The organism is Rhodococcus sp. 05-340-2, from assembly GCF_002258915.1.
Classification (GTDB): domain Bacteria; phylum Actinomycetota; class Actinomycetes; order Mycobacteriales; family Mycobacteriaceae; genus Rhodococcoides.
This window is the reverse complement of record NZ_NOYU01000027.1, coordinates 371,053-397,571: the sequence shown is the minus strand read 5'-3', so window position 1 is coordinate 397,571 and position 26,519 is coordinate 371,053. Positions and strand designations below refer to the sequence as shown.

The following is a 26,519-nucleotide window of genomic DNA, read 5'->3' as shown; positions in this document are numbered from 1 at the left end:
CGACAAGTAAGGCCCGCCACACCGATGGTGTTGCGGGCCTTACTGTTTCTCGACGGCACCGGCTCGAAGTGGACGATCACATCGTGTCGGGGCCGTCGAAGTCTTCGGTGTCTGCACCTGCGCGGTCGAGTTCTTCTTTGACCACCGCAAATGCCATTCCTTGCGAGTAGCCACGGCGCGCGAGCATACCGACCAATTTTCGGACCACCTTGTCCCGCTCGGCGCGGGCATCCGGCCCACTCGGGTCCGGCAGCTGCAGCGTGCGGAATCGCTTGCGTACCAGTTCACCTGCACGGTGGCGCTCGTCGTCGGCATCGATCAGATCGAGTGCGTGCACTGCAAGTTCGTTGCTGACTCCCTTGTTGCGGAGCTCCATGCTCAGTGCACGTTTTCCCTTGCCGGAGTACTTGTGCCGAGATTGGACCCACTGCTGCGCGAACGACTCGTCGTCGACCAATTTGGCCTTCTCGAGCCGGTCGAGAACGGCGTTCGCGATCTCGGTGGTGAATCCCTTCTTGGCCAGGCTGGCTTCGAGTTCGTGCCTGCTACGCGCTCGGTCGGTCAGCAACCGAAGGCAGACATCTTTCGCCTGCGCCTCGGTGCCGCCGCCTTCGTCTCGCTGCTGCACAGCGACGACAGGCTAGAAGTCGACCGGAGCAGCTGCGGGATCCTCTGCGGTGACGTCCGCGCCGATCTGCAGCTTCTCCATGATCTTCTTCTCGATCTCGTCCCGCACATCGGGGTTCTCGAGCATGAACTTGCGGGCGTTCTCCTTGCCCTGGCCGAGCTGGTCACCTTCGTAGGTGAACCACGAACCGGACTTACGGATGAAGCCGTGCTCGACACCCATGTCGATCAACGAGCCTTCACGGCTGATGCCCTTGCCGTAGATGATGTCGAACTCGGCCTGCTTGAACGGCGGCGCGACCTTGTTCTTGACCACCTTGACACGGGTGCGGTTACCGATGGCATCGGTTCCGTCCTTCAGGGTCTCGATGCGGCGGATGTCGAGGCGAACCGAGGCGTAGAACTTCAATGCCTTACCACCGGTGGTGGTTTCGGGAGAGCCGAACATCACGCCGATCTTCTCGCGCAGCTGGTTGATGAAGATCACGGTGGTACCGGAGTTGCTCATCGCGCCGGTGATCTTGCGCAGCGCCTGGCTCATCAGGCGAGCCTGCAAACCCACGTGACTGTCGCCCATCTCGCCTTCGATCTCGGCGCGCGGTACGAGTGCGGCCACCGAGTCGATCACGAGGATATCGAGTGCGCCCGAACGGATCAGCATGTCGGCAATTTCGAGGGCTTGCTCGCCGGTATCGGGCTGTGAGACCAGCAGTGCATCGGTGTCGACACCGAGCTTCTTCGCGTAATCCGGATCCAGTGCGTGCTCCGCGTCGATGAAGGCAGCGATGCCGCCCGCCCGCTGAGCACTGGCCACCGCATGCAACGCAACGGTGGTCTTACCCGAGGACTCCGGGCCGTAGACCTCGATGACACGTCCACGCGGCAACCCTCCGATGCCGAGTGCCACATCGAGCGCGATCGATCCTGTGGGGATGACGGCGATGGGCTGGCGGACCTCGTCACCGAGGCGCATCACCGAACCCTTGCCGAAGTTCTTGTCGATCTGCGCGAGTGCGAGATCGAGCGCTTTGTCGCGATCGTATGCAGCCATCGTGAGCTCCCTGTGTCGTGTCGTTCAGCTGTGTCGTGTCGATCAGCTTTGTCGTCGGTAACGCTAGAACGGGGTACCGACAAGAAGTTTCTCTGGACCGCTCAGCAACCGTTGACACCAGCATAGGGGAACACGTGTTCGAGTCAACTACCGCGACGTTCGACACGCCGATCGAACTCGATCCGACCTACGGAGCTACCAGCGTTCTTTCGGAACGTCGAACTCGTAGCAGATCGAGCGCCACACTTCTCTCGGGTCGACGCCCTCCTCGATGGCCTGAGCCCCGGTCCGTCCGATCCCGGACAGCACATGATCGGTCAGCAAGGAATTGCCTCGAACGGAGCCGAACTCCTCGGTGAGCAGTTCACGAAATTCGGTCAGACGCACAACGACAACCCTAACGCCCGCGCCGTGGAGTGCTGCGGGCGAGCACCCGATGACAGACGGACACCGGATCCTCGACGGACTTCGCCCCGTCCGCCGCCGTCGCCGCCGCCCGGGAGAAGCGCGGATCGGACAGTACGGTGGCCACCGCGTCGGCGATCGAGGTCGGCGTCGGGGGCCGCACGATGACGGCACTCCCCTGCCGGGCAGCCCGATTCGCCAGCTCCCACTGATCACCACCGCCGGGTACGGTCACCACCGGAACACCGTGAATGAGCGCCTTGGCCAGCATGCCGTGACCACCGCCGCACACCACCACATCGGCACGGCGCAGCAGTTCGTCCTGCCGGCCCAGACCTGCGTTCGCCCAGCTCGGGAGTACGTCGGGGCCGCCGTCGAGAACGGAGGCAACGACCCGGACTCCCCTGCCGTCCAACCCTTTCAGCGCCATCTCGAGCATTCCTTCCGCTCCGGTGAACGCTGTCGACGGCGCGACCATCACCAGCGGTGACGAGCCGTCCGGAGTATCGAGCAGGTCGTCCGTCGGTTCCCACAGCAGAGGGCCGACCACGTGAGCGTCCTTCGGCCAGTCGGGGCGGTGCACCTCGAGCGCCGGGATCGTGGCGACGAGCCGAGCCGCCGGGCCCGGATCCTCGGCAGGCAGCCCGATGCTCGTCCGCGCTGTGGACCGCTGAGCTCGCCCCTGAGCGATCGAGCGTGCCGTCAACGCACGCATCACGGTATCGCGCAGCCTGCCACGAACACCGGTACCCGGAGCCAGGCCACTTCCGATGGGAGGCAACCCTTTCGAGGGCGAATACAGTGGATGGGGCGAGAGCTCGACCCAGGGGATACCGAGCCGCTCGGCCGCCATGCCGCCCCCTGCGGTCAGGATGTCGGACACGACGAGATCGACGTTCTCCCGCTCGAGGTCGGGCAGCAACTCGGTCGAGACGAACGCCGCCCGTGAGTGGATACGTTGTCCGGCATCGAGATCGTCGTCTTCCGGCCGCGGCGCAAGACCACCCAAAGGAAGCGCACGTAGCCCCGCGGCGTGCGCGTCGGGTACCCACCGGCTACCGGTGAAGAGGATCGGTTCGTCGCCCGCCGCACGGAAGAGCAGAGACAGCGCGATTGCCGGAAAGGCATGCCCCGGATCGGGCCCGGCCACCACTGCTATTCGCACGAACCCAGCGTGCCACACTCGAGCCGTCCTGCTCGACGTGTGCCGAGATCAGGTCGACGCAGCCTCGTTCACGCAGTCTCGGGCCGGAGGTAACTGTCCACTGCATACGCCACCTGGCGGGTCACCTCGCTACCGGAGACGCGCTCGGACACCATCTCCGCGGACTGCACCGCGGACTGCACCATCAGGAGCACCAGCGTGGCCAGGGTGGTGGGATCCCCCGCACGGATCGAGGAATCACGTTGTCCGGCAACGACCAAGGAAGACAGTGCGTCGATGATCAGCGCCTGACTGGTTCCGAGTCGATGCAGAATGTAGGTGGCGAGTACGTCGGAATCGGAACGCAGAATCTTGACGAACAGCGGATGGAGCCGAATGCGGTCGGCTACTTCACCGACGGCAGTCACGAGCTGATCGCGAGCCGACGCGGTGGCGTCGAAACTCGGGATCAGGGCACCGATCTCACGAGTGAGCAGGCTCGACACCACTGCTCGTGTATCGGCCCATCTCCGGTACACGGTGGGCCTGCTGACCTTGGCGCGACGCGCGATCTCCGCCAAGGTCGTGCGCTTCACTCCGTGTTCGAGGATGCAGGACTTGGCCGCGTCGAGAACGGTGTCTTCGACCGATTTCTCGGGAGCATCGGTTCGGGAAGACGATTGGGGGGGCTCGGACGAGGCAAGACTCGACACCGGCTGCTCGATCACGTGCCACCCTTCGCAATTCGGACAAAAGTACTGAACTTCAAGCGACAACAGTCTCTTTCGTTACAGTACCTCACGGTTACACGCACATTCGGCCCGAAAGTCACCGATATCACGCATGCGCGATGCACGCCGGAGGCATTCGGCCACGAATCGCCTCGGTCACCACCACGGCAATCGTCAACCCTGGCAAGCTGATCGATGTGACAGACGAATCGGTGCGGCCATGACCCGATCGGTGACGGTGTTGACCAATCCGATGGCCGGCGGTGGGCGGGCAGGGCACGCCGGACGGAGCGCCGTGGCGCGACTGCGGGAGCGGGAACTGCACGTGACGGCCATCGAGGGCCGCACCCCCGGGGACGCGTTGACATTGCTGGAGAAGGCCGTCGGCAGCGGTACGGAGGCCGTGGTCGCGGTCGGCGGCGACGGGCTCGTCAATCTCGTCGTTCAAGTGCTCGCCGACACCGATGTCCCGATGGGCCTGATCCCGGCCGGCACCGGCAACGATCTGGCACGAACCCTGGGACTGCCTCTCGACGATCCTGCTCGCGCAGCCGACATCGTCGCCGACAATGTCACGCGCGCAATCGATCTCGGACGAATAGGCGAGCGCTGGTTCGCCACCGTTCTCTCCAGTGGTTTCGACTCACTGGTCACCGAGAGGGCCATTCGACTGCGCTGGCCGCGTGGACCTCTCCGGTACAACGCGGCCATGATGCTGCAGCTGGCGTCACTCCGAAAGCTCCCGTACGTCATCGAACTGGACGATGCCGAGCTTCGTCTGGACGCCACCTTGGTGGCGGTCGGAAACGGCAGGAGTTACGGAGGCGGCATGGTCGTGTGCCCTGCCGCGCGGGTGGATGACGGTTTGCTCGATGTCACCGTCGTTCGCGGGGTGAGTCGGACGCGACTGCTCACTCTGTCGCCGACTCTCTATCGGGGAACACACATCGACCTGCCCGAGGTCGATACATACACCTCGACGCAGGTCACCCTGCGGTGCGACGGAATCATCGCCTACGCGGACGGTGAGCGCGTCGCGGAACTACCGGTCACCGCTCGCTGCGTACCGCGGGCACTTCGAGTGTTCGTCGATCGGGGTTCTGCACCTCGAGGGTGAACCTGTCCGCTGGGTCAGAACTTCAGCGACGAACGGTCGTCGTTCGAGGAGATCGCCTTGTACAGCCACACCAGCCCCAACACGATCGCGCCTGCAACTACGAGCCAGAAGACACCTTTGATGATGGTGCCCAGAAGCGCAAGCGCAATCCAGATCAGAACGATGAATCCCAGTACTTTCCAGAACATGAGTGCTCCTACCGTGTCGCCGCGCACCGTGTCGTATCGCGTACTTCGATACTGGCACCCGAGCGCGACGAGCACATCGGGGTGAACCCTGAATTGTCTCAGCGGTGTCGGGCCCGGATAGCGTCGATCTCGGTGAGCGCCTCGGCCCATCCCTGCAATCGATCCGTCGCCGACAGCAGCTCGCGTCGATGCGATTCCACGACCGTCGCCGACACCGATCCAGCTGGTCCGGTCATCCGCGCGGCCGCAGCGACGAGCTGCTCGTACTGATCGACCCCGGTAGCGAGTTCGGCTGCAGCCGAGGCTATTCCGCCGCGCAGATGCTCGCGGGTCACAGCGCTCGCTGCCCCCGCACGTTCCAGAGCGGCGATGTCCACGGCCACTCCTTCGAGACCGCGGGCTGCATCGGACGTCACACCGATCATCTCCTCGACGTCGTCGGCACCGATCGTCTCGGACCTCGCCAGGATCCCCAACAACTCGAACAGACTCTGCTCGGCACCGGCCAGTCGAGTCATCGACTCGTACGCGGCGGATCCGCGCTGCGGCGACACACGCTTGGTCGGTAGGCCAACGGGGACCGGTTGGGCTCGAAGACGCCGCAACCGCGTCACCGCGAATGCCGCCGGTACGGCCATCAGGGCAGCGCTACCGCCGCCCACGAACAATGTCCACTCCGGGGCCGACAGCACGGCCATCCCCGCAGTTCCCACCGCGGTCGTCGTGGACGCGGCACCGAACCTGATTCCGCGTCGTCTGGCGCGGCGAATCTTCTTCAGATGCTTGACGCGCGGGTCTCTTCGACGTCCGGCGGCGTCGAGAATCGAGGTACCGACACTACGAGCGGATTCCGCCAGAGACCTCACCACCGCGCCGGACTCGGTGACGGCTGAGGTCACGGCCTCTCGATCGAGCGAAACGGCCGGCCGCTTACGCGACCGGCCGGATTCGTGTTCTCTTCTACCCATGTCGACGCTCTTGTCGGACGCCCGAGCTGTTCGTCAGGTCGATCTACGCCTGAGCCGGAGGCTCGGGCGTCGCGTCCGGGGACTTGGCAATCGAGGGCTTCGCCGCGGCGTTGCCGGACGGCAGCGAGTCGCCTGCCATCGAAGCGCGGATCTGCTCCAGGCGGCTGTGGCCCGCCATCTGCACGGAAGCCTGCTGGACCTCCATCATGCGACCGGAGACCGAGTTCTGAGCCAGCTCCGCCGATCCAAGGGCGTCGGCGTAGCGACGCTCGATCTTGTCGCGTACGGCGTCGAGGCTCGGGGTGTTTCCGGGCGCGGACAGGGTGCTGTCCATCGACCGCAGGGACTCGCTGACCTTCTCTTGCATCTTCGCCTGCTCGAGCTGGCTGAGCAGCTTGGTGCGTTCTGCGACCTTCGACTGCAGAGCCATGGCGTTCTGCTCGACGGCCTTCTTGGCCTGAGTGGCCGCCTGAAGAGACTGGTCGTGCAGGACCTTCAGGTCCTCGACGCTCTGCTCGGCGGTGACCAACTGCGCGGCGAAGGCCTCGGCTGCGTTCGTGTACTGCGTGGCCTTTTCGATGTCGCCCGCGGTGGCGGCCTGATCGGCCAGCGTCACCGCTTGCCGTGCGTTGGCGTTGAGCTTCTCGACCTCGTCCAGCTGCCTGCTGAGCTTCATCTCGAGCTGGCGCTGATTGCCGATGACGGACGCGGCCTGCTGGGACAGTGCCTGATGCTGCCGCTGCGCGTCTTCGATCGCCTGCTGAATCTGAACTTTGGGGTCGGCCTTCTCGTCGATCTTGGAATTGAAGAGCGCCATCATGTACTTCCAGGCTTTGACGAAAGGATTAGCCATGGGGTGGTCCTGCCTCCATCTGTTGCGCCGCGGTGGCCGCGTACGGGTCGGCTGCTCTCGCAGTGACCGAAATGAACCTGTCCGTGCTGTGAAAGTCGGGTGCGTGGTCTGGGTCAGGAGTGGAAACTGAGTACTTTTCCGATCTTAGGCGGCGGCGAGAGCTCTGGCAGCAGGTGCCGGAATCACGACGCGAGTATCGCCGTCGATGCGGGTAGCGACCGCCGCCTCGTCGAGCCGCGCGGCGGCGGTGGAGGCGTCGGACAGTGTCACACTGACATCGCTCATGACGTCCGAGAGCGGGACGGCGAGGGCGTCGCAGATCGCGGCGAGGAGTTCACTCGACGCCTCCTTGCGACCGCGTTCCACCTCGGAGAGGTATCCGAGGCTGACGCGTGCGGTGTTCGAGACTTCACGCAGGGTTCGGCTCTGTGCGACGCGAGTACGCCGCAAACTGTCGCCGAGTGCTTCACGCAATAGCAGCGCCATCTCGCTCCTCCTCGTTGGTGTTCGTGCCGACGTCTGTGCCGTCGAGACGACAACGTTCATATCTCGTTCGTCCGGAGCCGTCACGATGTTCAACGTCCCAGCCGGTCCGATTGGTTCCCGACCCTATATGCCCGTTCACTCCAACACGCGCCGAAGTTGCTCCGACACGGCTGCCAAGACTGTATCTCGCCGAATCGTCGGCCTGCTCGCTCCCGTTCGACATGGCCGCTGTCGAGGTCACGTCGGGACGATTCACGTCGAGGTCACGCCTCGGCGCAGGCGAACGGCCTGCACCACGTAGTCCAGGCCGGTGTACACCGTGAGCAGTACCGCCAGCGCCATCAACGCAACCGCCACCGGGTCCACGACGCTCGGCAGCGGGCACAGGTACACCCCTATCGCGAACGTCTGCACCAGAGTCTTCACCTTGCCGCCGCGGCCTGCGGGGATGACGCCGTGCCGGATGACGGCGAACCGCACGGCGGTGATACCGATCTCCCGCACCCCGATGATCACCGTCACCCACCACGACAGATCGCCCAGCATCGACAGTCCGACGAGCGCGGCACCGATCAGCGCCTTGTCCGCGATGGGGTCGGCCATCTTCCCGAAATCGGTGACGAGACCGTACTTGCGGGCCAACTGACCGTCGATCCGGTCGGTGATGGCAGCAGCGGCGAAGATCGCGGTTGCCGCCAGTCGCCACGACGTGTCCTGGCCGTCGCCGACGAACAGCGCTGCGAGAAAAACCGGAACCAGTGCGATTCGGAGAACCGTGAGAACGTTCGCGATGTTGAGCAACGGCACTTCGTCCGGTCCACCGGAGACGGCATTACCGTGGGGCAGCCCCGACTTGCGCGGAGTCTCCCCTGTGCCGGAGGCGCGATCGTTCGGGATCTCACCACTGGATGGAACGCCGTGACCAGGCGCAACCGGCCCACTCATCGGCACACCCGCGAACCGTCGAAGACGTACCGGTCGATGTGTCGGCTTTTGCGCAGCACCGATCCGCCGAGACGGGGACACAGCTCACGAAGCGACACACGAAAAGTTTATCGGTTGAGGTACTGACTACTGTTCACCCCATGACTTCTGGGCCGAATCGGGCGAGTCGCGACATCGCAGACCCCGAATCCGACGTGCATTCCGACATCGCGGACCGTGGCTCCGCCGGCGACGGCACCCTCGTCGTGCGTCGCGCCAGGACCTCCGACATCCCCGAGATCAAGCGTTTGATCGACATCTACGCCGGACGCATTCTGCTCGAGAAGAATCTCGTCACCCTGTACGAGGCGGTGCAGGAGTTCTGGATCGCCGAGCGTGACGGCGAGATCATCGGCTGCGGTGCGTTGCACGTGCTGTGGGCCGATCTCGGCGAGGTTCGCACGGTCGCGGTCGATCCCGCCGCGAAGGGGCACGGTGCAGGCCACCTGATCGTCGCCAAACTGATCGAGGTCGCTCGTGATCTGGCGCTGCAGAAGGTGTTCGTGCTGACGTTCGAGGTGGACTTCTTCTCCCGACACGGGTTTGCCGAGATCGACGGAACCCCCGTGACGGCCGAGGTCTACGCGGAGATGTGCCGTTCGTACGACACCGGCGTGGCGGAGTTCCTCGACCTGAGTTACGTCAAACCGAACACTCTGGGCAACACGCGGATGCTGCTGTCGCTCTGACAGAATTCTTGGATCACCCCTCGAATCCGGAAGAGAGCTCCATGCCCCTGATCGCCGTCAGCTACACCTACTCACCCGCCACCACGGACGGACGCGACACCCATCGCGCAGCCCACCGCGCCTGGCTGGCCGATCTGCTCGAGCAGAAGACCCTGGTGTCGAGCGGACCGTACGCCGATGGCAGCGGGGCGCTGCTGCTGGTGGACGGCCCGGATGCCGCCACCGTCGAAACGCTGTTCGCACAGGACCCGTTCGCGGTGGAGAACCTGATCGAGTCGGCGACGTTCCACGAGTGGACGCCCGTCATGGGCACCTTCACGTCCTGATCTTCCCGCTCACCCGGTTCGCGTGAATGGACCACTGCACCGCCGAGACGGCTGCAATGGTCCATTCACCCCGACCGGGAGCGTCAGAACTCGTCCGACGCGGGCTGCTCGTCCGGGTCGCCGCCCTTGATCGACCACAGCAGACCGTCGAGCTCGTCCGGTTTGACGAGCACCTCGCGGGCCTTCGATCCCTCACTCGGGCCGACGACTCCGCGATTCTCCATCAGGTCCATCAATCGCCCGGCCTTGGCGAAGCCGACTCGAAGCTTGCGCTGCAGCATCGACGTCGAACCGAACTGGCTCGTCACGACCAGCTCGACCGCCTGCAACAGCACGTCGAGGTCGTCGCCGATGTCGGGGTCGACGTCCTTCTTGTCCGAGACCTTCGCTGCGGTGACGGTGTCGTTGTACTCGGGCTCGGCCTGGTTCTTGGCGAAGTCGACGACGGCGGCGATTTCCTCGTCGGTGATGAACGCACCCTGCAGACGCGTCGGCTTACCGGCACCCATCGGCAGGAAGAGCGCGTCGCCCATGCCGATCAGCTTCTCCGCGCCCGGCTGGTCCAGGATGACGCGGGAGTCGGTCAGCGACGAGGTGGCGAAGGCCAGACGCGACGGCACGTTCGTCTTGATCAGACCGGTGACGACGTCGACGGAGGGACGCTGGGTGGCGAGCACCAGGTGGATGCCGGCTGCGCGCGCCTTCTGCGTGATGCGCACGATGGCTTCCTCGACGTCCCGAGGAGCGGTCATCATGAGATCGGCCAGCTCGTCGACGATCGCGAGGATGTACGGGTACGGCCGATACACACGTTCGCTGCCCAGGGGTGCGGTGATCTCGCCGGAGCGCACCTTCTTGTTGAAGTCGTCGATGTGACGGACCTTGTTGATCTGCATGTCCTGGTAGCGCTGCTCCATCTCCTCGACGAGCCACGCCAGCGCCGCGGCAGCCTTCTTGGGCTGCGTGATGATCGGGGTGATGAGGTGGGGAATGCCCTCGTAGGGCGTCAGCTCCACCATCTTCGGGTCGATCAGGATCATCCGAACCTCGTCCGGCGTCGCCCGTGCGAGCAGCGAGACGAGCATCGAGTTCACGAAGCTGGACTTACCGGAACCGGTGGATCCGGCCACCAGCAAGTGAGGCATCTTCGCGAGGTTGGCACTGACGAAGTCGCCCTCGATGTCCTTACCGAGTCCGATCACCAACGGATGGTGATCCTTTCGCGTCGACGGCGCAGTCAGCACGTCCGCCAGGCGGACCATCTCACGGTCCGAGTTGGGCACCTCGATACCGACCGCAGACTTCCCCGGGATCGGTGCCAACAGGCGCACGTTGTCGGTCGCGACCGCATAGGCGATGTTGCGTGCGAGTGCGGTGATCTTCTCGACCTTGACGCCGGGACCCAGCTCCACCTCGTAGCGAGTGACCGTGGGCCCGCGGGTGAAACCGGTGACCGCGGCATCGATCTTGAACTGCTCGAGTACCTCGGAGATGGCCTCGATCATGGCGTCGTTGGCCTGGCTGCGGGTCTTGGGCGGGTCGCCGTCGATCAGTAGCGACAGCGACGGAAGCGTGTAATCCCCGTCGACGACGCGATCGACGACGATCTTGTCGTCCTCGGTTGCCTGTTTCGGTTCGGCTGCCTTCACGATGGGCTTCGGCTTGGGCCGCGGGGGCGCGACCGGCTCGGGGGCAGGTGTGGGAACGGCGGCGGCAGGCGTGATGACCTCGGTGGCGGCCTCGGGCGGCGGGGTCTTGCGCGCGCGTGGCGGCTTGGCGACCGGGATGTATTCCTCGGTCGGATAGTTGTCGTACGGGTCCGCGCCGCCGTGGACCGGATAGCCGTCGGCGTCGAAGTTGCTGTCGTAGTCGCCGTAGCCCTCGTCACCGAACTCGGAACCGAAGTCGGCCGGGTCGTACTCGTCGTATTCGTCGCCGCGACTGTCGGTGCCGAACAGTGCACGCATCCTATCGGGTACGTCGCGGACGGTGGTGCCGGTGAGCAGGAGTACTCCGAACAGCCCGGCGAGCAGCAACAACGGCACGGCCAGCCATACGGTGAGGCCGTCGGCGATGGGCCCACCCGCCACGTATCCGACGAAGCCTGCGCCCTCGGATCGGCCGGCGGCATCGGTCGGTGAACCAGCGGCCATGTGCCACAGCCCGAGGATCGGCAGGCCGAGCAGAATCGATCCCAGGACCAGGCGCGGCCGTACCTCGGGATGTGGTTCGGAGCGCATCAGAACGACAGCGATTGCGACACCGAGCACGGGCGCGACGTAACCGGCTTCACCGATGACGGCGCGGATGCCCACCTCGATCCATTCGCCGACCGGTCCCCCGGCGCTCAGCCACACACTCGCGGCGACGACAACACTGACGGCGATGAGTCCGAGGGCGATTCCGTCCCGCCGGTGGCCGTGTTCGATGTCGGCGGCCTTGCTCACCGTCCGGGTCGTGGCACCGACTCCGCGAGCCGCCATCGACCAGGTGGACGCGATGCCCCGCCCGATCGCGTCGAGGGCACCGCGTGACTTCTTCTTCGCCGCAGGCCGCCGAGCCGTCGACGCGCCCCTGGCGGGGGCCTTGCCACGCGAGGATGCGTTCGCGCGGGACGTCGCCGGGTTGCGCGGCGCGGTGGGCTTCTTCGGCGTCGTGACGGTGCGCGCGGTACGGCCGCCACCGGATTTACGGGCGGTGCCGGACGCGCGCGCGGAGCCGGATCCGCTGGACCCGGCCCTGGCGGTGGAGGTGCTGGTCTTTCCTGCCATGCCCCCAGGCTAGTCGCAACAGCCCCGTCGAAACCATCCGCAACACCAGTAACAGCGGAGGTGAATGTGTCAGAAGCTCAGATCGAGCGCCTTCACAGCAGCGACGTCGTCTGCCGAACCCTCGTACAGCACCTCGATTCGGTCGCGACCGAACGCGTAGAGCAGTAGTTCCGACGGCTCCCCCACCACGGTCACGCCGGGGCCCGAGCCGCCCTTGAACGTGGCCCGTCGGCCATCGGGAGTGCGCACGTGGACAGGTACGGGCGAGGAGCGGTGACCGCCCCGACCCACCAGACGAACCTGTGGCCAGAGCCGGGTCTCCACCGCACTGGGCAACACTCGCCGAGTCCAGTTCTCGCCTGCCCGGCGCAGATCCTCGTGATGAACGAACATCTCGCCGAGATTGATCAGCGGATCCAGCAGTGCGAACGGCGACCAGATAGGCGGCCCCGTCCGCACGTCCTCCACCACTGTCGTGAACGGCTTGTTCGCCACGGAACGCTGGACGCGTTCCGTGTACCCCGCGAGCGGAGAAAGAAAAATGCCAGGCGATGCGTCCAGGCGTCGCTCGCGGACGACGAGATGCGCTGCGAGATCTGCCGCTGTCCACTCACCGCACAGCGTCGGCGCATCGGGACCCACGTCGAGAAGGGTCTGGACCAGCTGAGAACGTTCATCCTGGGCAAGGCTCACACCGACCACGGTACGTCCCGAGCCGACCGACGGCATCCCGCCGGCCCCACACTCCCCGATGTTCGACGCGCCCGAGGCGTCGGTAGCCTCCCAACAGTGCCGGTATCGGAAATTCTCGTCATCCTGCTCGCCGGACTCGGAGCCGGAGCAATCAACGCCGTCGTCGGTTCCGGGACGCTGATCACGTTTCCGACGTTGGTCGCATTCGGCTACCCCCCGGTGGTCGCCACCATGTCCAACGCGGTGGGACTGGTCGCGGGGAGCATCTCGGGCACGTGGGGCTATCGCCGCGAACTGCGCGGGCAGTGGCATCGACTGCGGTGGCAGTTGCCCGCCTCGTTCTTCGGAGCCCTCGGCGGGGCCTGGCTGCTGTTGCATCTACCCGAAACCGTCTTCGCCGCAGTGGTCCCGGTGTTGCTCATCGGTGCGCTGATTCTCGTTGTCGCACAACCGAGAATCCAGGCCTGGGCCAAGCGGCGATCGGAGGCCGCCGGCAAGGCCGCAAACCACATCAGCCGGACCAGGATGGCCTTGGTCACCGGCGGCACTCTGCTGGTGGGAATCTACGGCGGCTATTTCACTGCGGCACAGGGCATTCTGCTCATCGGAGTGATGGGTGCACTGCTCCCCGAAACCATGCAACGGATGAACGCAGCCAAGAATCTGTTGTCGCTGGTCGTCAATGTCGTTGCAGCGGTGACGTACACGATCTTTCGATTCGACGACATCAGCTGGCAGGCAGCCGGACTGATCGCGGTCGGCTCCCTGATCGGTGGAGCCGTCGGAGCACGCTACGGCCGCCGGCTCTCGCCGGCGGCCCTGCGTGGTGCCATCGTCGTTCTCGGTCTGATCGGACTCTGGCGACTACTCGTCTAGACGATCGCGTCCAGTTCGGCTGCGGGCGCGCCTAGTTCGACTGCGGTTGCGGCTTGACCGCGATGATCGTCGGAACGATCATCGGCTTGCGGCGATACTTGTCCGCCACCCACCGACCGACGACACGACGCACTGCCTGTGCGATGCGGTGCGTATCGGACACGCCGTCGGACGCCAGACGCTGCAACTCCGACTCGACGAGCTGACCGGCTTCCTTGAGTGCGGCCGGATCGTCGGAGAATCCGCGACCGGACACCTCGGGTGCGGTCACTGCACGTCCGGTGGCCGAATCGACGGCGACGCTGATCGCGATGAATCCGCCCTCGCCCAGTACGAGTCGATCGGACAGCGTCGAATCGCCGACGTCACCGACCGAGAGGCCGTCGACGTACACATGCCCCACGGGCACCTGTCCGACGATCTCGGCGAGACCGTCGACCATGTCGACGACCACGCCGTCCTCGGCCAGCACCACACGCTCCTCGGGGACACCCGTCGCCTTGGCCAGTGCCGCGTTGGCGCGCAGGTGACGCCACTCGCCGTGTACCGGCATGGCATTGGTGGGTCGAACCGCGTTGTACAGGTACAGCAGCTCACCGGCCGAGGCATGGCCCGAGACGTGAACCTTCGCATTCTGCTGCGTCACGACAGTCGCACCACGCTTGGCGAGGCCGTTCACCACCGCGAACACCGAGTTCTCGTTGCCGGGGATGAGCGAGGACGCCAGCACCACGAGATCGTTCGCCTTGACGTTGATCTGGCGATGCTCGCCGCGAGCCATCCGGGACAGCGCCGACAGCGGCTCGCCCTGCGAACCGGTGGAAATCAGTACCAACCGGTCGTCGGGAAGCGTTGCGGCAGTGTCGACATTGACCTCGAGGCCGTCGGGCACACGCAGATAGCCGAGATCCTGAGCGATCTGCATGTTGCGGACCATCGACCGACCGACGAATGCCACCCGACGGTTGTACCGCTCGGCGACATCGATGACCTGCTGGATGCGATGCACGTGACTGGCGAACGACGCGACGATGACGCGCTGCTTCGCCTTGCCGATGACGGTGTCGAGCACTCCGCCGATCTCACGTTCGGGCGTGACGAATCCGGGCACCTCGGCATTGGTGGAGTCGACCAGAAACAGGTCGACTCCCTCGTCGCCGAGCCGCGAGAAGCCGGCCAGGTCCGTCAGGCGGCCGTCGAGTGGCAGTTGATCGAGCTTGATGTCACCCGTGTGCAGCACCAGACCGGCGTCGGTTCTGATGGCAATGGCGAGCGCGTCGGGAATCGAGTGGTTCACCGCGAAGTACTCGCAGTCGAACGGTCCGTGCTGCGTGTGCTGACCTTCGATGACCTCGACGAGGTTCGGCCGCAACCGGTGCTCACGGCACTTCGCCGCGACGAGCGCGAGGGTGAACTTGGATCCGACGACGGGCAGGTCGGGACGCAGGCGAAGCAGGAACGGGACAGCACCGATGTGGTCCTCGTGACCGTGTGTCAGAACCACGGCCTCGACGTCGGCCATGCGGTTCTCGATGTGCCGGAAGTCGGGCAGGATCAGGTCGACACCCGGCTGCTGGTCCTCGGGGAAGAGCACGCCGCAGTCGATGATCAGCATTTTGCCCTGATGCTCGAACACCGTCATGTTGCGACCGATTTCGCCGATACCGCCGAGCGCGACCACTCGCAGGCCCTTGAACGGGGCCTTCGGAGGTGTGCCCAGACGCTCCGTGGGGTCGAATTCACGACGTTTGTCGGGACGCTGAGTGCGCGCCGAGTTCTGCACCATCGGCTTGCCCTGCCTGGCCCCTGCCGGTTGGCCCTGCTTCGGGGCCGGACGCTCGGAGGGGGGTCCGGCGTTTCGGGTTGCGCGTCCGCGCGATCTGTTCGGTCGTGTCATACAAGAACTCCTGCCGCCCGCAGCTCTGCTGCGAGCAATTCGATGTGGTCGATGCTCGGTGGCACCTGGGGAAGTCGTGGTTCGCCGACATCGATTCCGATGAGGCGGAGGCCGGCCTTCGAGGCGCTGACGCCGCCGAGGCGTGCGACCGAGCGAATGACCGGAATGAGGCTGACGTTGATCGCCTGCGCCCGCGCGATGTCACCCATCATGAAGGCGGTGTGCAGCTCACGGAGGCGAGAGGGAACGAGGTGGCCGATGACACTGACGAAGCCCGTCGCCCCGACCGAGAGCCAGGGAAGGTTCAGTGGATCGTCGCCGGAATAGAACTGCAGGCCTGTCGAGGCGATCAGTTCCGCGCCTGCGTTCAGATCTCCCTTGGCGTCCTTGACCGCGAGGATCCGGGGGTGCTCGGCCAGCCGACGCAACGTCTCGGTCTCGATGGGGACCACCGACCGCGGCGGAATGTCGTAGAGCATCACGGGCAGGTCGGTGGCGTTCGCGACCGCGGTGAAGTGTGCGTACAAGCCGGCCTGTGGTGGCCGAGAGTAGTACGGGGTGACGACCAGAAGACCGTGTGCGCCTGCACGGGCGGCGTCACGAGCGAGTTCGACGCTGTGCGCGGTGTCGTTGCTGCCTGCCCCGGCGATGATGCGAGCTCGATGGCCGACCGCAGCGATTACCGCGCGGAGCAGTTCGAGCTTCTCGTTCTCGGTGGTGGTGGGCGATTCGCCCGTCGTTCCGGCCAGAACCAGGCCGTCGTTGCCCTGCTCGACGAGATGATGTGCCAGCCGAACGCCCGCATCGATATCCAACTTACCGTCCGCTGTGAACGGGGTCACCATGGCGGTGAGCACCGTACCGAACACAGGCGCAACGGAAGGAGCGGCGTCACCGTAGGTCATGGCAGCAGATTACCCGGTGCTTTACCCACTCTCGCGCAGCGGGACTCCCCGCCGACACTCGCCACGTGTACCCGGTCTCGGCCGCAACCGAACCTCGCCGTCAGACCTCGGTCACGAACGGGCTGCGGGCCACTTCCGTGCCGTCCGGCAGCGTCGAGATCTCGAAGTCGCCGAACACGTCCGGAGCCACTCCCACGAGCTTACGCAGACATTCGACGGCAACACGGCGAATTTCCACGTCTGCGTGCTCCGAGGCACGCATCGACACGAAATGCCGCCATGCACGGTAGTTTCCGCTCACCACCACGCGCGTCTCGGTCGCGTTCGGCAACACCGACCGGGCCGCCTGCCGCGCCTGTTTGCCCCGCAGGGCGGCATTGGTGACCGATTCCAGCTTTCCCTCCAGCGCACCGAGCAGCTCGGTGTACGCCGCCCGGCTCGCCTCGGTCGCCGACGCGAACAACGCCTCGAGCTCGGGATCACCCTCGACAGCCGGCGGAAGTACCACGTTGGCGTCGTGCTCGGGAACGAATCGCTGCGAGAGCTGCGAGTAGGAGAAGTGCCGGTGCCTGATCAGCTCGTGCGTGCACGATCGCGAGATTCCGGTGATGTAGAAGCTCACGCTCGCGTGTTCGAGAACCGAGAGGTGTCCGACGTCGAGCAGATGACGCAGATACGAGGCATTGGTCGCGGTCCGGGGATTGGGCTTGGACCAGCTCTGATAGCAGGCACGTCCGGCGAACTCGACCAACGCCTGCCCACCGTCCGCATCGGTTTCCCAGGGAATGTCGACCGGCGGAACGAACTCGGTTCGGGCAACCAGTTGCACTCTCAGCGCAACCGTCCGCGGCACAGCTCTACCTTCGTTTTCTGCTGACACCGCACAACCCTAAACGCGGCACCGATGCCCGGCGAACGATGACGTCATGACGCTGCCGCATGACGTCACCAGGGGTGCTTGACCGACGTCAACTATGACGCCACACTGGCGTCATGGAACTGGACAAGTACACCGCGTCTCTACGCACGGATCTACTCGCGGCGGCCGCTCTGGGAGACGAGCACACCCGTACGACGGCCGAAGCACTCGGCAAGACGGCGGAAGCCTCGGCCAGATTGATGCTGCTCACGGCGCTGTCGGACTTCGCAGCAGAGGTATCGAACGACCTGGACGGACATACGGTCACCGTTCGCCTCGACGGTACGCAGGCGCACGCGGATGTTCGACGCGAAAGCCCCGTTCCCGGCCTGCACGACGGCGATCCGGCGGAGCCCGTCACCGACGACTACCCGACCATGGACGACGTGTCCGGTGAGGTCCGACGGGTGACGCTGCGACTGGTCGAACAGATCAAGGAACGTGCCGAGGACGCCGCGAACAACAGCGGAGTGTCACTCAATTCGTGGTTGTCGCAAGCGGTTCAGGGCGCACTGCGCGATCAGATGCGCAAGGATCGCGGCTGGAACAACTGATCGGCCCTACTTCTTCTCGCGCCACTCCCGCTCGAACGGCAACCGCCATGCGTGTGGAGCGATGAGTTGATGAATGGCGTTGGGCCCCCACGAGCCCGGTGCATACAGGCGAACCGGGGGCGGGTCGGCGAGCAGCGGTTCGGACACTTTCCACAGCCGCTCGATGCCCTCGGCCGTGGTGAACAGCGTGTGGTCGCCGTACATGGCGTCGAGAATCAGCCGTTCGTACGCTTCGAGGACGTCGCCGACTCGTTCGGTTTCGTGAACTGCGAACTGCATGCTGAGTTTGTCCAGGCGCATTCCGGGACCGGGGCGCTTACCGTAGAACGACAGTGACACCTTCGAGGCGTCCGCAAGGTCGAAGGTCAGGTGGTCGGGACCTTGCGCACCCACGCCCGAGCCGACGGGGAACATGCTCTTCGGTGGTTCCCTGAAGGCGATCGAGATGATGCGTTGCCCCTCGGCGAGGCGTTTTCCGCTGCGCAGGTAGAAGGGCACTCCGGCCCAGCGCCAATTGTCGATCTCGCACTTGAGTGCCACGAAGGTGTCGGTGTCGGAATCGGCAGCCACCCCCTCCTCCGAGCGATAGCCCGTGTACTGGCCTCGCACAACGTTTTTCGGGTCCAGCGGCATCATGGATCGGAAGACCTTGTTCTTCTCCTCGCTGATGGCGCGGGGTTCGAGCGCCGTCGGCGGTTCCATCGCCATGAACGCCAGCACCTGGAACAGGTGGGTGACCACCATGTCCCTGTACGCACCGGTGGATTCGTAGAATCCGGCGCGCCCGTCCAGGGCGAGCTTCTCCGGGATGTCGATCTGGACGTGATCGATGAAGTTTCGGTTCCAGATCGGCTCGAACAACCCGTTGGCGAAGCGGAAGGCCAGGATGTTCTGCGCGGGTTCCTTGCCGAGAAAGTGATCGATTCGGAAGATCTGATCCTCGTCGAACGTTTCGTGAACCCGGGCGTTCAGTGCGATCGCGCTCTCGAGGTCGGTGCCGAACGGCTTCTCCATGATGATCCGGGAGCGCTTCACCAGATCTGCCGACGCGAGCGTATCCACCACTGCCAGAGCAGCTCTCGGGGGAACCGACAAGTAATGCAGCCGTTTGGCGCTTCCTCCGAGCTCGATCTCGGCCTCGGCAACGGCCTCCCCCAGCGCCGCCGGTCCTGCCTTCTGCGACACGTAGGTCAGTCGCGAGGCGAAACGACTCCATTGCTCGTCGCCGACCTTGCGACTCGAGTGGGTGTTGATCGATTCGCGAGCGAGAGCGCGGAATTCGTCGGTCGACAGCTCTTCCAGCGATGTGCCGACGACCCGGATGTTCGGCGCGAGATCGGACAGCGCCAGATGCATCATCCCGGACAGCAGTTTTCGCTTGGCCAGGTCTCCTGTCGCCCCGAACAGGACGACGACCTGGGGTGGGAGTTCCGTGGCGGTGTCCGTCCGGCGTGAAGTCACGGTTCGAATAGTGGCACCGATCCTGCCCGAGTGCACTTCGGCAGGATTCGACCCGGCCGGCAGGCGTCAACGCAATGCCGCGACGAGGTCTCCCCGGTCCCCCACCACCACGCGTTCGAGTTCGAGCCAATCCGCCATCTCCCGCAGCACCTCTCGTAGTCGAGGCGCGATGTCACCGGCGTTGCGGTCGCCCTCGACGTACGCCGCGATCACGTGCAGTTCGGACTGCGCCCGCACTGCCTTGAGATCGACGCGGGCCACCAGATGCCCGTCGAGCAGAAAGGGAAACACGTAGTAGCCGTGAACTCGCTTGTGCTGTGGGGTGTATATCTCGATTCGGTAGTGGAAATCGAAAATTCGCTGCACCCGCGGCCGGTAGAAGATCATCGGATCGAACGGGCACAGCAGTGCGGCGGCGGTGGCCGTTCGCGGTGTCCTCGCCTCGCGGTGCAGGTATGCCGGTGCGTTCCAGCCTCGGACGGTCACCTGGTCGAGCACACCGTCCTCGACCAGTTCGCCGATCGCCGCCTTCGCCTGCTTCTGCGAGAGCCGGTAGTAGTCCCTCAGATCCGGCTCGGTACCGATTCCCAGTGCCCGCGAGGACTTTTCGATGAGCCGACGTATCGCCTCCGGTTCGTCGACGCGCCTGTGCAGAACGTTCTCCGGGATCACTCGTTCACGGAGCTCGTACCGGCGCACGAATCCCGTCCGTGCCGGCACGGTCACCACGCCTGCCGCGAACAGCTGTTCGCAGACGACCTTGACATCGCTGCGATCCCACCAGGGCCCTTTACGACCGGGTGTGTCCACCTCGAGGTGCTTCTCGATCTCACCGGCGCTGGCCGCACCGTTGTCGCCGATCACCGCGAGGACGTCGTCGACGAGAGTCGGTTCGCGATCGAGAATGTGGGCGGCTCCGCCCCACCGCCCGTGTCGATACAACTCCATTCGCCACCGCATCAGCGGCCAGTCCTCGACGGGCAGCAGTGCGGCCTCGTGGGCCCAGTACTCCACCAATCGACGAGGCCGACGCGCGGTGTCGGTCCATGCGGCGTCGTCGACGATCGTGTGGTCGTAGGCACCGACGCGACTGAACACCGGTGCGTAGTGCGCGCGCACCACCACCGACACCGAGTCGATCTGCAACAACCCGGTGGTGTCGATGGCTGCGTGAACCGCGGTCTTGCTCGCCGGCCGAGTACGCGACCGTCTCGATGCCAGCCCTTGGGCGGCCAGCGCGGTACGACGAGCGGCGGCGGCACTCATCTCCTGCATCGGATCAGCCTGTCACGGCCCACCGACACATCGACTCAGGTGCTGAACAGGTTCGCCGCCTTGAGGATCAATTCGTACAGCCCGTAGGCGAACGGCACGGCAACCCAGGCCCATGCGACCGCCATCGTGACCTGCCTCTGTCCGCCGCTCATGCCTTCGCTCCTGTTGTCGTCGCGGCCTTCGCCGGATCGGCTTCGTGGTACTTCGATGCAACCGGCTTGATGGCTTCGTTGGCCAGGAACCCGACCACCAGCAGACCGATCATCACGTAGAACGCCGGCAGGTATCGGCCGGTGGTGCCGGGCTCTCCGGCGTCGGCGATGGCATTGACGATCAGCGGCCCCAGCACACCGGCCACCGACCATGCGGTGAGGAGTCGTCCGTGGATCGCGCCCACCTGATACGTACCGAAGAGGTCCTTGAGGTAGGCCGGAACCGTCGCGAAACCCGCACCGTAGAACGAGAGAATCAGCAGGGCCGAGACCATGAACAGGATCTTGTTGGTGTTGGTGAACAAGGCGATGTAGAGGTACAGCAGTGCACCGATACCGAGGTACATCCGATAGATGTTCTTACGCCCCACCACATCGGATACCGAGGACCAGACGAACCGTCCGATCATGTTGGTCAGGGAGAGGAACGCGACGAAACCGGCCGCAGCCGCGGCGAGCGATTCGGGCGAGGTGGCGTCGGGAAAGAAGTCCTGATAGATGCCCGATCCACGTTCGAGAATGCCGATTCCGGCAGTGACGTTGAAGCACAGGACGACCCACAGCAGCCAGAACTGCGGTGTCTTCACTGCGTTCGCGGCCGAGACGTTGTGCGTCGAGATCATCGACGACGACGCGGGCGGGGTCCACCCTGCCGGTGTCCACCCCTCGGCGGGCACTCGAATGAGAACGACTCCCAGCGCCATGAACACCGCGTATCCGACGCCCAGCGTGAGGAACGTCTTGGCGATGGAACCGTCGGTGAAACCGCCGAAGTTCACCATCAGCTGGCTGGTGAGCGGGGACGCGATGAGTGCGCCGCCGCCGAATCCCATGATGGCGATACCGGTGGCCATTCCCGGCCTGTCCGGGAACCATTTCATCAAGGTCGAGACGGGTGAGATGTAGCCGATTCCGAGGCCGATACCGCCGACGAATCCGTAGCCGAAGATCACCAGCCAGAACTGTCCGAGGGCCATGCCGAGCGCGGACAGCAGCAGTCCCGAGACGAAGAAGACCAGAGAGACGGCCATGGCCCATCGTGGGCCGTTCTTCTCGACGCGGGTCCCGAAGATCGCCGCGGACAGGCCGAGCATCACGATGGCGAGCTGGAACGGAATGGCGGTGACGGTGCCGCTGAGCCCGAGTGCGTCGGGCTGCGAGATGGCGTTCTTGAACACGCTCCACGCGTAGGCGGACCCGATCGCGAGGTGAATGGACAGCGCGGCCGGTGGTATCAACCAGCGGCTCCACTCTGGTGTCGCGACAATGGCAGAGCGGTCGAGAATGCGGAGGGTCATCGAAATCCCTTGCGATAGAATTCGGTACAAAATTGCACTATCCCCTGCAGTCAAACACGGCCACCGCTCTACTCGCTCACAACCGCGAATAGTTTCTTCACCGAACTCACATTCTGACCCGCGTATCCTCGAGGCAGTGGATATCGAGCGGTGGCGCAGCAGATTGCCGGTGAGACGAGCCTCCGACGGCGAGGTGATCGGGTGGACCGTCGGGCACGGCACGAGTGCACAGGACGAGTACGACGACGGCTATGTGGTCGATGCCGTCAATCCCGCCGGAATCACCGTTGCGCAGGGCGTTCCGATCGAGACCGCCATCGCGCACCTCGAGGATCGCGGTCTGGCATCGCTGTCGGCTCCACACTGGACGAAGGCACCCCTGCCATTGGAATCCGAGACCGATCTGTCTGCACCGCAGGAGTATTGGCCGTGGCGGCGGGTGCTGATGACGCAACTCGACGACAACCGGGTGTGGATTCGGCCCGCATATCCGAGTTGGCCGGAACGCCTGCTCGAAATTCCGCTACCGATCCCGGCCGATGACATTCTGCGCCCGGACTCCCCCGAGAGTTCCGATTGAGTCAGTAGCGTCCCAGAACGGACCTCATGGTGTCGGCAAGTTGGGTCAGCCCGGGTTCCTCGACGGGCAGGTGACCGCACCCGTCGAGCATGACGATCTCGGTGTCGGCCCGAATGCGTTCCAGGAAGCGGATACTGACCTCCGGTGGCGTCCACCGGTCGTCGGCGGGGTGGGTCAGCAGTATCGGCGGACCGTCGTAGTCCTCGGGTCGGGTGTGCGAGTAGCCGAAGAAGCTCGCGAGGAAGCCGATCGGAACACGCACTCCGCCGCCTCTGGGGTCACGTGCACACAGGCCGGACAGCTCCGCGTCCAGGCTCATGTTCGCCATGTCGGCCATCCATCTGACGGGTATGCGTGCTCGGCTCGCGACGGCGGCGAGCAGCCGAAGCAGCTGTGGTGCGGGCCCGCCGAGCACGTCGAATCTCGCCGCAGCACGGCGGGCGCCGGGATCGGCCGGGTCGAGCAGACAGGTGGCGATCACCCTGTTCACCAGCCCCGTTCGGTGCGCTACCTCGTACGCGAGCATGCCTCCCATGCTTGCGCCCAACAGGACGAGAGGACGGCCGTCGCGAGACTTCTCGGCAACCACGAGCTCGCACAGCAGATCGATCCAGTCGCGGTAGCGAACGGACGCGGGGTCCGAGACGACGGTGTCTCCGTAGAGTGGCAGGTCGGGGCACATCACCTCGACGCCCTCTCGAACGGCGACAGCGGCGTACGGCCACAGCAGACCGGAGTAACCCCCGGCACCGTGCAGGGCCATGACACGGACCTTCGATTCGGGCCGCGCAGCGCGGGCGATGTGAACGCGCGTGTCGCGCCACATCCAGAACGTCGACTCGGGCTTCTCCCCTGGTACCGGCCGATACTGCTCGGGCAGGAATCGGGCATATCGGTCGACGTCCACGGACACACGGTATCCGTCAGACCGACAGCCCCGCTGCGACAGTTCCGCCGAGTTCGTAGCAGCGTTCACGTGCGGGCTTGCCGCTCTCGGCGAGGTGCACGGTGCCGAAGACCTTCTCGAGGCCCCAACCCGTCGCGACCTTCTCGATGGCCCGTCCGGCGCCCACGGTGTCGTCGTTGCCGTGAACCCAAGCGGCGTAGGGCTTTCCGGCAACGGCACCGAGGCACGGGTAGTACACGGTGTCGAAGAAGTGTTTCAGAGCTCCGCTCATGTATCCGAAATTCGCCGGTGTTCCGAACAGAAACCCATCTGCGGCAAGCACATCGGGAACGGTAGCGCCGAGTGCAGGCACACTGCGCACGTCCACGCCGGTGATCTCGGGGTCGTGCGCGCCGTCGAGAACTGCCTCGAGCAGCTCACGAGTGAGCGGGCTCGGGGTGTGATGAACGACCAGAAGGGTGCGCGTCACCGGTGTCAGTTCTCTGCGCGTTCCAGTGCCACAGCACGTTTCATCGTCTCGCGGGCCCGCCCGCGGTCACCGGCGTAATCGTAGGCACGAGCCAGACGATAGGAGTTTCGCCAGTTGTCCGGATCCTTCTCCCATTCGGTCTTGACCTGTTGGAACAACTCGTCTGCGGCATCGCGTTCGATCCGTCCCGACGGCCTACGCGGAAGATCCGCGACGTCGAGTTCGAGGCCCTCCTCGTGGATGCGCGAGGCCAGCCTCTGGTGGTCGAAGCCGGCTTTGAGGGTGGCCCACACGATCCACAACCCGAGTATCGGCAGCAGCAGGACCCCGATCCCCAAGGAGATACTGGCCACGCCGCCGTTCTGGATCAGCGTCACACCGCGCTGGCCGAGCAGGAAGAAGTAGAAGCCGAGAATCAGCACCATCACCGTGATGATGGCGAGCACCTTCGTCGTTTTGTTCACCGTCGATCAGCTCACAGATCCAGCAGCGGATCGAGACCGACGGTCAACCCGGGTCGCCCGGCGATCTCGCGAACTCCGAGAAGGACTCCGGGCGCGAAGGACGTGCGATCGAGCGAGTCGTGCCGAATACTCAGCGTCTCCCCCTGGGTGCCCAGCAGAACCTCTTGATGCGCAACGAGTCCCGCGAGCCGGATCGAGTGCACACGCACTCCGTCCACGTCGGCACCACGTGCGCCGTCGAGTTCGGTCGTCGTCGCGTCGGGGCTCGGCGGAGTGCCTGCGGCGGCGCGTGCCTCGGCAATCAACGCGGCAGTCCGGTACGCCGTTCCCGACGGCGCATCGGCCTTGTTGGGGTGGTGCAGTTCGATCACCTCGACCGAGTCGAAGAACCGAGCTGCCTGCTGCGCGAATCGCATCGACAGCACCGCGCCGATGGCGAAGTTCGGCGCGATCAACACACCCGTCTGCGGCGATCCCGCCAGCCATTCGCGAACCTGCTCGAGGCGCTGCTCATCGAATCCGGTGGTGCCGACCACGGCATGGATGCCCTGCTCGATCAAGAACTGCAGGTTGTCCATCACCACGTCGGGGTGAGTGAAGTCCACGACCACCTGGGCGTTCGCGTCGACGAAGTTCGCCAGCGGATCGCCCTGGTCGACGGTCGCCACGAGCTCGAGATCGTCGGCTGCCTCGACGGCGGCACAGATGGCCTGACCTACCTTGCCGCGTGACCCCAGTACCCCTACTCGAACAGGTGCCGTTGCACTCACGTCGTACCCACACTCGTTTCGTCGTCGTCTTGTCGCTTCTACCGACTTCAGAGCCTACTTCTCCACGGTCCGCCCCGGCCGCTACGGTCGTCCGGTGACATCCAGCGTCCTGTTCGCCGACCGAGTCGATCTCGTCCGCGGTGGCCGATACCTGCTCAGTGATGCAACGCTGCGGGTCGAGGAGGGCGAGCACTGGGTTTTGCTCGGCGCCAACGGCGCGGGCAAATCCACCCTGCTCAGCTTGCTCGGCGCGCTCGTTCATCCCACTCACGGTTCCGTGCACGTTCTGGGCCATCGCCTCGGGCGTGTGGACATGCGCGAGTTGCGGACGCACATCGGCCACGTCGATCCACGACTGAGGGTCGAGGCTCCGCTGACGCTCTTCCAGGTCGTGTTGACCGGACTGACCAACACACCGGATCTGATCCCGAGATGGTCGGCCACCGAGGACCAGATTGCGCGCGCTCACCGACTCGTCGAGTCCCTCGGTGTCGCCCATCGACTCGACGCGTCGTGGCACACGCTCTCGCAGGGCGAGCGGGGCCGAGCGCTCATCGCGCGCGCTCTACTTCCCGACCCGGCGCTGCTGCTGCTCGACGAGCCCGCCACCGGGCTCGATCTCGCTGCCCGCGAACAACTCCTGAGTGCACTCGACTCGCTGCGCGCCGAACACCCGACTTTGGCCAGCATTCTGGTGACTCATCACCTCGAGGAAATCCCGACCTCGACCACCCACGCCCTGCTCATCCGTGACGGAAGAGTGCAGACGCAGGGAGCCGTCGACGCGGTGCTGACCACAGAGAACATCAGTGAGTGTTTCGACCATCCCATCGAGATCTCGAAGCAACGCGGCCGGTGGGTCGCCACGGCGGCCCACCGCTGATGCTCGGTCGAAGACA

Annotated in this window: 30 protein-coding genes; 7 read left to right on the top strand and 23 right to left on the bottom strand. The window is 65.0% G+C overall.

Annotation, left to right across the window (positions count from 1 at the left end; translation table 11 throughout):
* Positions 1-76 precede the first annotated feature (76 nt).
* From CH271_RS16890 to CH271_RS16870, 5 genes are all read right to left on the bottom strand, one after another.
* The gene (locus CH271_RS16890; RefSeq protein ID WP_094634278.1) at positions 77-628 is read right to left on the bottom strand and encodes a regulatory protein RecX; all 552 of its coding nucleotides are present in this window, start codon (positions 626-628) and stop codon (positions 77-79) included.
* Between the two features lie 12 nt (positions 629-640).
* Complete coding sequence (recA, locus tag CH271_RS16885; protein ID WP_037189523.1) at positions 641-1,678, bottom strand: recombinase RecA; 1,038 nt, start codon at positions 1,676-1,678, stop codon at positions 641-643.
* A gap of 195 nt (positions 1,679-1,873) precedes the next feature.
* Positions 1,874-2,065, bottom strand: coding sequence for a DUF3046 domain-containing protein (locus tag CH271_RS16880; RefSeq protein WP_037189524.1), 192 nt, complete (start codon positions 2,063-2,065; stop codon positions 1,874-1,876).
* A gap of 10 nt (positions 2,066-2,075) precedes the next feature.
* Positions 2,076-3,248, bottom strand: coding sequence for a glycosyltransferase (locus tag CH271_RS16875; RefSeq protein ID WP_179274656.1), 1,173 nt, complete (start codon positions 3,246-3,248; stop codon positions 2,076-2,078).
* Positions 3,249-3,316: 68 nt separating this feature from the next.
* Entirely contained in the window at positions 3,317-3,955 is a 639-nt protein-coding gene (locus tag CH271_RS16870; protein WP_256986429.1) for a TetR/AcrR family transcriptional regulator, read from the bottom strand.
* 223 nt (positions 3,956-4,178) lie between these two features.
* Here CH271_RS16870 and CH271_RS16865 point away from each other — a divergent pair, with 223 nt between their 5' ends.
* The gene (locus CH271_RS16865; protein WP_094634277.1) at positions 4,179-5,075 is read left to right on the top strand and encodes a diacylglycerol kinase; all 897 of its coding nucleotides are present in this window, start codon (positions 4,179-4,181) and stop codon (positions 5,073-5,075) included.
* 14 nt (positions 5,076-5,089) lie between these two features.
* On the opposite strand, the gene CH271_RS28890 is transcribed toward CH271_RS16865, so the two are convergent.
* The 5 genes from CH271_RS28890 to pgsA form a co-directional block, all read right to left on the bottom strand.
* Positions 5,090-5,263, bottom strand: coding sequence for a hypothetical protein (locus tag CH271_RS28890; protein ID WP_037190120.1), 174 nt, complete (start codon positions 5,261-5,263; stop codon positions 5,090-5,092).
* A 98-nt stretch (positions 5,264-5,361) separates the two neighbouring features.
* Positions 5,362-6,162, bottom strand: a complete 801-nt coding sequence (pspM, locus tag CH271_RS16855; RefSeq protein ID WP_179274655.1) for a phage shock envelope stress response protein PspM — start codon at positions 6,160-6,162, stop codon at positions 5,362-5,364.
* A gap of 112 nt (positions 6,163-6,274) precedes the next feature.
* Positions 6,275-7,084 (bottom strand): PspA/IM30 family protein, encoded by an 810-nt coding sequence (locus CH271_RS16850; RefSeq protein ID WP_037189526.1) that lies wholly within the window; start codon positions 7,082-7,084, stop codon positions 6,275-6,277.
* Between the two features lie 144 nt (positions 7,085-7,228).
* Positions 7,229-7,570 carry a helix-turn-helix domain-containing protein gene (locus tag CH271_RS16845; protein ID WP_032397883.1) on the bottom strand — a complete coding sequence of 114 codons (342 nt, stop codon included), beginning with the start codon at positions 7,568-7,570 and terminating at the stop codon, positions 7,229-7,231.
* 252 nt (positions 7,571-7,822) lie between these two features.
* Positions 7,823-8,515: a CDP-diacylglycerol--glycerol-3-phosphate 3-phosphatidyltransferase gene (gene pgsA / locus CH271_RS16840; RefSeq protein ID WP_373453571.1), complete on the bottom strand. Its 693-nt coding sequence runs from the start codon at positions 8,513-8,515 to the stop codon at positions 7,823-7,825.
* 140 nt (positions 8,516-8,655) lie between these two features.
* Here pgsA and CH271_RS16835 point away from each other — a divergent pair, with 140 nt between their 5' ends.
* Positions 8,656-9,243 carry an amino-acid N-acetyltransferase gene (locus CH271_RS16835; protein WP_230596219.1) on the top strand — a complete coding sequence of 196 codons (588 nt, stop codon included), beginning with the start codon at positions 8,656-8,658 and terminating at the stop codon, positions 9,241-9,243.
* Positions 9,244-9,284: 41 nt separating this feature from the next.
* The gene (locus CH271_RS16830) at positions 9,285-9,569 is read left to right on the top strand and encodes a YciI family protein (protein WP_094634276.1); all 285 of its coding nucleotides are present in this window, start codon (positions 9,285-9,287) and stop codon (positions 9,567-9,569) included.
* An 83-nt stretch (positions 9,570-9,652) separates the two neighbouring features.
* Here the strand turns inward: CH271_RS16830 and CH271_RS16825 are convergent, their stop codons facing one another.
* Together CH271_RS16825 and CH271_RS16815 are read right to left on the bottom strand one after the other, a co-directional pair.
* Positions 9,653-12,340, bottom strand: coding sequence for a DNA translocase FtsK (locus CH271_RS16825; RefSeq protein WP_170946033.1), 2,688 nt, complete (start codon positions 12,338-12,340; stop codon positions 9,653-9,655).
* 69 nt (positions 12,341-12,409) lie between these two features.
* On the bottom strand, positions 12,410-13,033 hold the full coding sequence (locus CH271_RS16815) for a TIGR03085 family metal-binding protein (protein ID WP_037190125.1): 624 nt from the start codon (positions 13,031-13,033) through the stop codon (positions 12,410-12,412).
* Between the two features lie 96 nt (positions 13,034-13,129).
* Here CH271_RS16815 and CH271_RS16810 point away from each other — a divergent pair, with 96 nt between their 5' ends.
* Complete coding sequence (locus CH271_RS16810) at positions 13,130-13,909, top strand: sulfite exporter TauE/SafE family protein (RefSeq protein WP_094634274.1); 780 nt, start codon at positions 13,130-13,132, stop codon at positions 13,907-13,909.
* A 31-nt stretch (positions 13,910-13,940) separates the two neighbouring features.
* On the opposite strand, the gene CH271_RS16805 is transcribed toward CH271_RS16810, so the two are convergent.
* The 3 genes from CH271_RS16805 to thyX all read right to left on the bottom strand — a co-directional run bounded on the left by CH271_RS16805 (position 13,941) and on the right by thyX (position 17,564).
* Positions 13,941-15,695: a ribonuclease J gene (locus CH271_RS16805; protein WP_037189531.1), complete on the bottom strand. Its 1,755-nt coding sequence runs from the start codon at positions 15,693-15,695 to the stop codon at positions 13,941-13,943.
* 107 nt (positions 15,696-15,802) lie between these two features.
* Entirely contained in the window at positions 15,803-16,711 is a 909-nt protein-coding gene (dapA, locus tag CH271_RS16800; protein WP_037189532.1) for a 4-hydroxy-tetrahydrodipicolinate synthase, read from the bottom strand.
* Between the two features lie 100 nt (positions 16,712-16,811).
* On the bottom strand, positions 16,812-17,564 hold the full coding sequence (gene thyX / locus CH271_RS16795; protein WP_037189533.1) for an FAD-dependent thymidylate synthase: 753 nt from the start codon (positions 17,562-17,564) through the stop codon (positions 16,812-16,814).
* 140 nt (positions 17,565-17,704) lie between these two features.
* On the opposite strand from thyX, the gene CH271_RS16790 reads away from it, so the two are divergent.
* Positions 17,705-18,184, top strand: coding sequence for a hypothetical protein (locus CH271_RS16790; protein WP_094634273.1), 480 nt, complete (start codon positions 17,705-17,707; stop codon positions 18,182-18,184).
* A gap of 6 nt (positions 18,185-18,190) precedes the next feature.
* Here CH271_RS16790 and zwf read toward each other — a convergent pair whose 3' ends face one another.
* The 4 genes from zwf to CH271_RS16775 form a co-directional block, all read right to left on the bottom strand.
* Positions 18,191-19,645, bottom strand: a complete 1,455-nt coding sequence (gene zwf, locus CH271_RS16785; protein ID WP_037190126.1) for a glucose-6-phosphate dehydrogenase — start codon at positions 19,643-19,645, stop codon at positions 18,191-18,193.
* Positions 19,646-19,711: 66 nt separating this feature from the next.
* On the bottom strand, positions 19,712-20,920 hold the full coding sequence (locus CH271_RS16780; RefSeq protein WP_094634272.1) for a winged helix-turn-helix domain-containing protein: 1,209 nt from the start codon (positions 20,918-20,920) through the stop codon (positions 19,712-19,714).
* A 35-nt stretch (positions 20,921-20,955) separates the two neighbouring features.
* Positions 20,956-21,072, bottom strand: coding sequence for an MFS transporter small subunit (locus CH271_RS29710; protein WP_441347073.1), 117 nt, complete (start codon positions 21,070-21,072; stop codon positions 20,956-20,958).
* Positions 21,069-22,430: an OFA family MFS transporter gene (locus CH271_RS16775; protein WP_037189540.1), complete on the bottom strand. Its 1,362-nt coding sequence runs from the start codon at positions 22,428-22,430 to the stop codon at positions 21,069-21,071. Before CH271_RS16775 ends, CH271_RS29710 begins: the two co-directional genes overlap by 4 nt.
* 136 nt (positions 22,431-22,566) lie before the next feature.
* Between CH271_RS16775 and CH271_RS16770 the strand changes: the two genes are divergently transcribed.
* Complete coding sequence (locus CH271_RS16770) at positions 22,567-23,010, top strand: hypothetical protein (RefSeq protein ID WP_256986428.1); 444 nt, start codon at positions 22,567-22,569, stop codon at positions 23,008-23,010.
* 1 nt (position 23,011) lies between these two features.
* Here CH271_RS16770 and CH271_RS16765 read toward each other — a convergent pair whose 3' ends face one another.
* Genes CH271_RS16765 through dapB form a run of 4 tightly spaced genes read right to left on the bottom strand, consistent with a single transcriptional unit; the run spans position 23,012 to position 25,620 of the window.
* Positions 23,012-23,917 (bottom strand): alpha/beta hydrolase, encoded by a 906-nt coding sequence (locus tag CH271_RS16765; protein WP_094634557.1) that lies wholly within the window; start codon positions 23,915-23,917, stop codon positions 23,012-23,014.
* Positions 23,918-23,933: 16 nt separating this feature from the next.
* Complete coding sequence (locus CH271_RS16760) at positions 23,934-24,386, bottom strand: flavodoxin family protein (RefSeq protein WP_094634271.1); 453 nt, start codon at positions 24,384-24,386, stop codon at positions 23,934-23,936.
* 5 nt (positions 24,387-24,391) lie between these two features.
* Positions 24,392-24,811 (bottom strand): hypothetical protein, encoded by a 420-nt coding sequence (locus tag CH271_RS16755; protein ID WP_052047573.1) that lies wholly within the window; start codon positions 24,809-24,811, stop codon positions 24,392-24,394.
* Between the two features lie 50 nt (positions 24,812-24,861).
* Entirely contained in the window at positions 24,862-25,620 is a 759-nt protein-coding gene (gene dapB / locus CH271_RS16750) for a 4-hydroxy-tetrahydrodipicolinate reductase (RefSeq protein ID WP_037189548.1), read from the bottom strand.
* 94 nt (positions 25,621-25,714) lie between these two features.
* On the opposite strand from dapB, the gene CH271_RS16745 reads away from it, so the two are divergent.
* On the top strand, positions 25,715-26,503 hold the full coding sequence (locus tag CH271_RS16745; protein WP_094634270.1) for an ABC transporter ATP-binding protein: 789 nt from the start codon (positions 25,715-25,717) through the stop codon (positions 26,501-26,503).
* Positions 26,504-26,519 lie beyond the last annotated feature (16 nt).

Excerpts from the sequence above, each read along its gene's own strand:
- CH271_RS16790 (WP_094634273.1), top strand. The coding sequence starts at position 17,705 with ATGGAACTGGACAAGTACACCGCGTCTCTACGCACGGATCTACTCGCG.
- CH271_RS16780 (WP_094634272.1), bottom strand. The coding sequence starts at position 20,920 with ATGCAGGAGATGAGTGCCGCCGCCGCTCGTCGTACCGCGCTGGCCGCC.
- CH271_RS16805 (WP_037189531.1), bottom strand. The coding sequence starts at position 15,695 with ATGGTGCAGAACTCGGCGCGCACTCAGCGTCCCGACAAACGTCGTGAA.
- CH271_RS29710 (WP_441347073.1), bottom strand. The coding sequence starts at position 21,072 with ATGAGCGGCGGACAGAGGCAGGTCACGATGGCGGTCGCATGGGCCTGG.
- recA (WP_037189523.1), bottom strand. The coding sequence starts at position 1,678 with ATGGCTGCATACGATCGCGACAAAGCGCTCGATCTCGCACTCGCGCAG.
- CH271_RS28890 (WP_037190120.1), bottom strand. The coding sequence starts at position 5,263 with ATGTTCTGGAAAGTACTGGGATTCATCGTTCTGATCTGGATTGCGCTT.
- CH271_RS16755 (WP_052047573.1), bottom strand. The coding sequence starts at position 24,811 with ATGGTGCTGATTCTCGGCTTCTACTTCTTCCTGCTCGGCCAGCGCGGT.
- CH271_RS16845 (WP_032397883.1), bottom strand. The coding sequence starts at position 7,570 with ATGGCGCTGCTATTGCGTGAAGCACTCGGCGACAGTTTGCGGCGTACT.
- CH271_RS16775 (WP_037189540.1), bottom strand. The coding sequence starts at position 22,430 with ATGACCCTCCGCATTCTCGACCGCTCTGCCATTGTCGCGACACCAGAG.
- CH271_RS16865 (WP_094634277.1), top strand. The coding sequence starts at position 4,179 with ATGACCCGATCGGTGACGGTGTTGACCAATCCGATGGCCGGCGGTGGG.
- pgsA (WP_373453571.1), bottom strand. The coding sequence starts at position 8,515 with ATGAGTGGGCCGGTTGCGCCTGGTCACGGCGTTCCATCCAGTGGTGAG.
- CH271_RS16825 (WP_170946033.1), bottom strand. The coding sequence starts at position 12,340 with ATGGCAGGAAAGACCAGCACCTCCACCGCCAGGGCCGGGTCCAGCGGA.
- dapA (WP_037189532.1), bottom strand. The coding sequence starts at position 16,711 with ATGACCTACGGTGACGCCGCTCCTTCCGTTGCGCCTGTGTTCGGTACG.
- CH271_RS16835 (WP_230596219.1), top strand. The coding sequence starts at position 8,656 with ATGACTTCTGGGCCGAATCGGGCGAGTCGCGACATCGCAGACCCCGAA.
- CH271_RS16830 (WP_094634276.1), top strand. The coding sequence starts at position 9,285 with ATGCCCCTGATCGCCGTCAGCTACACCTACTCACCCGCCACCACGGAC.
- CH271_RS16850 (WP_037189526.1), bottom strand. The coding sequence starts at position 7,084 with ATGGCTAATCCTTTCGTCAAAGCCTGGAAGTACATGATGGCGCTCTTC.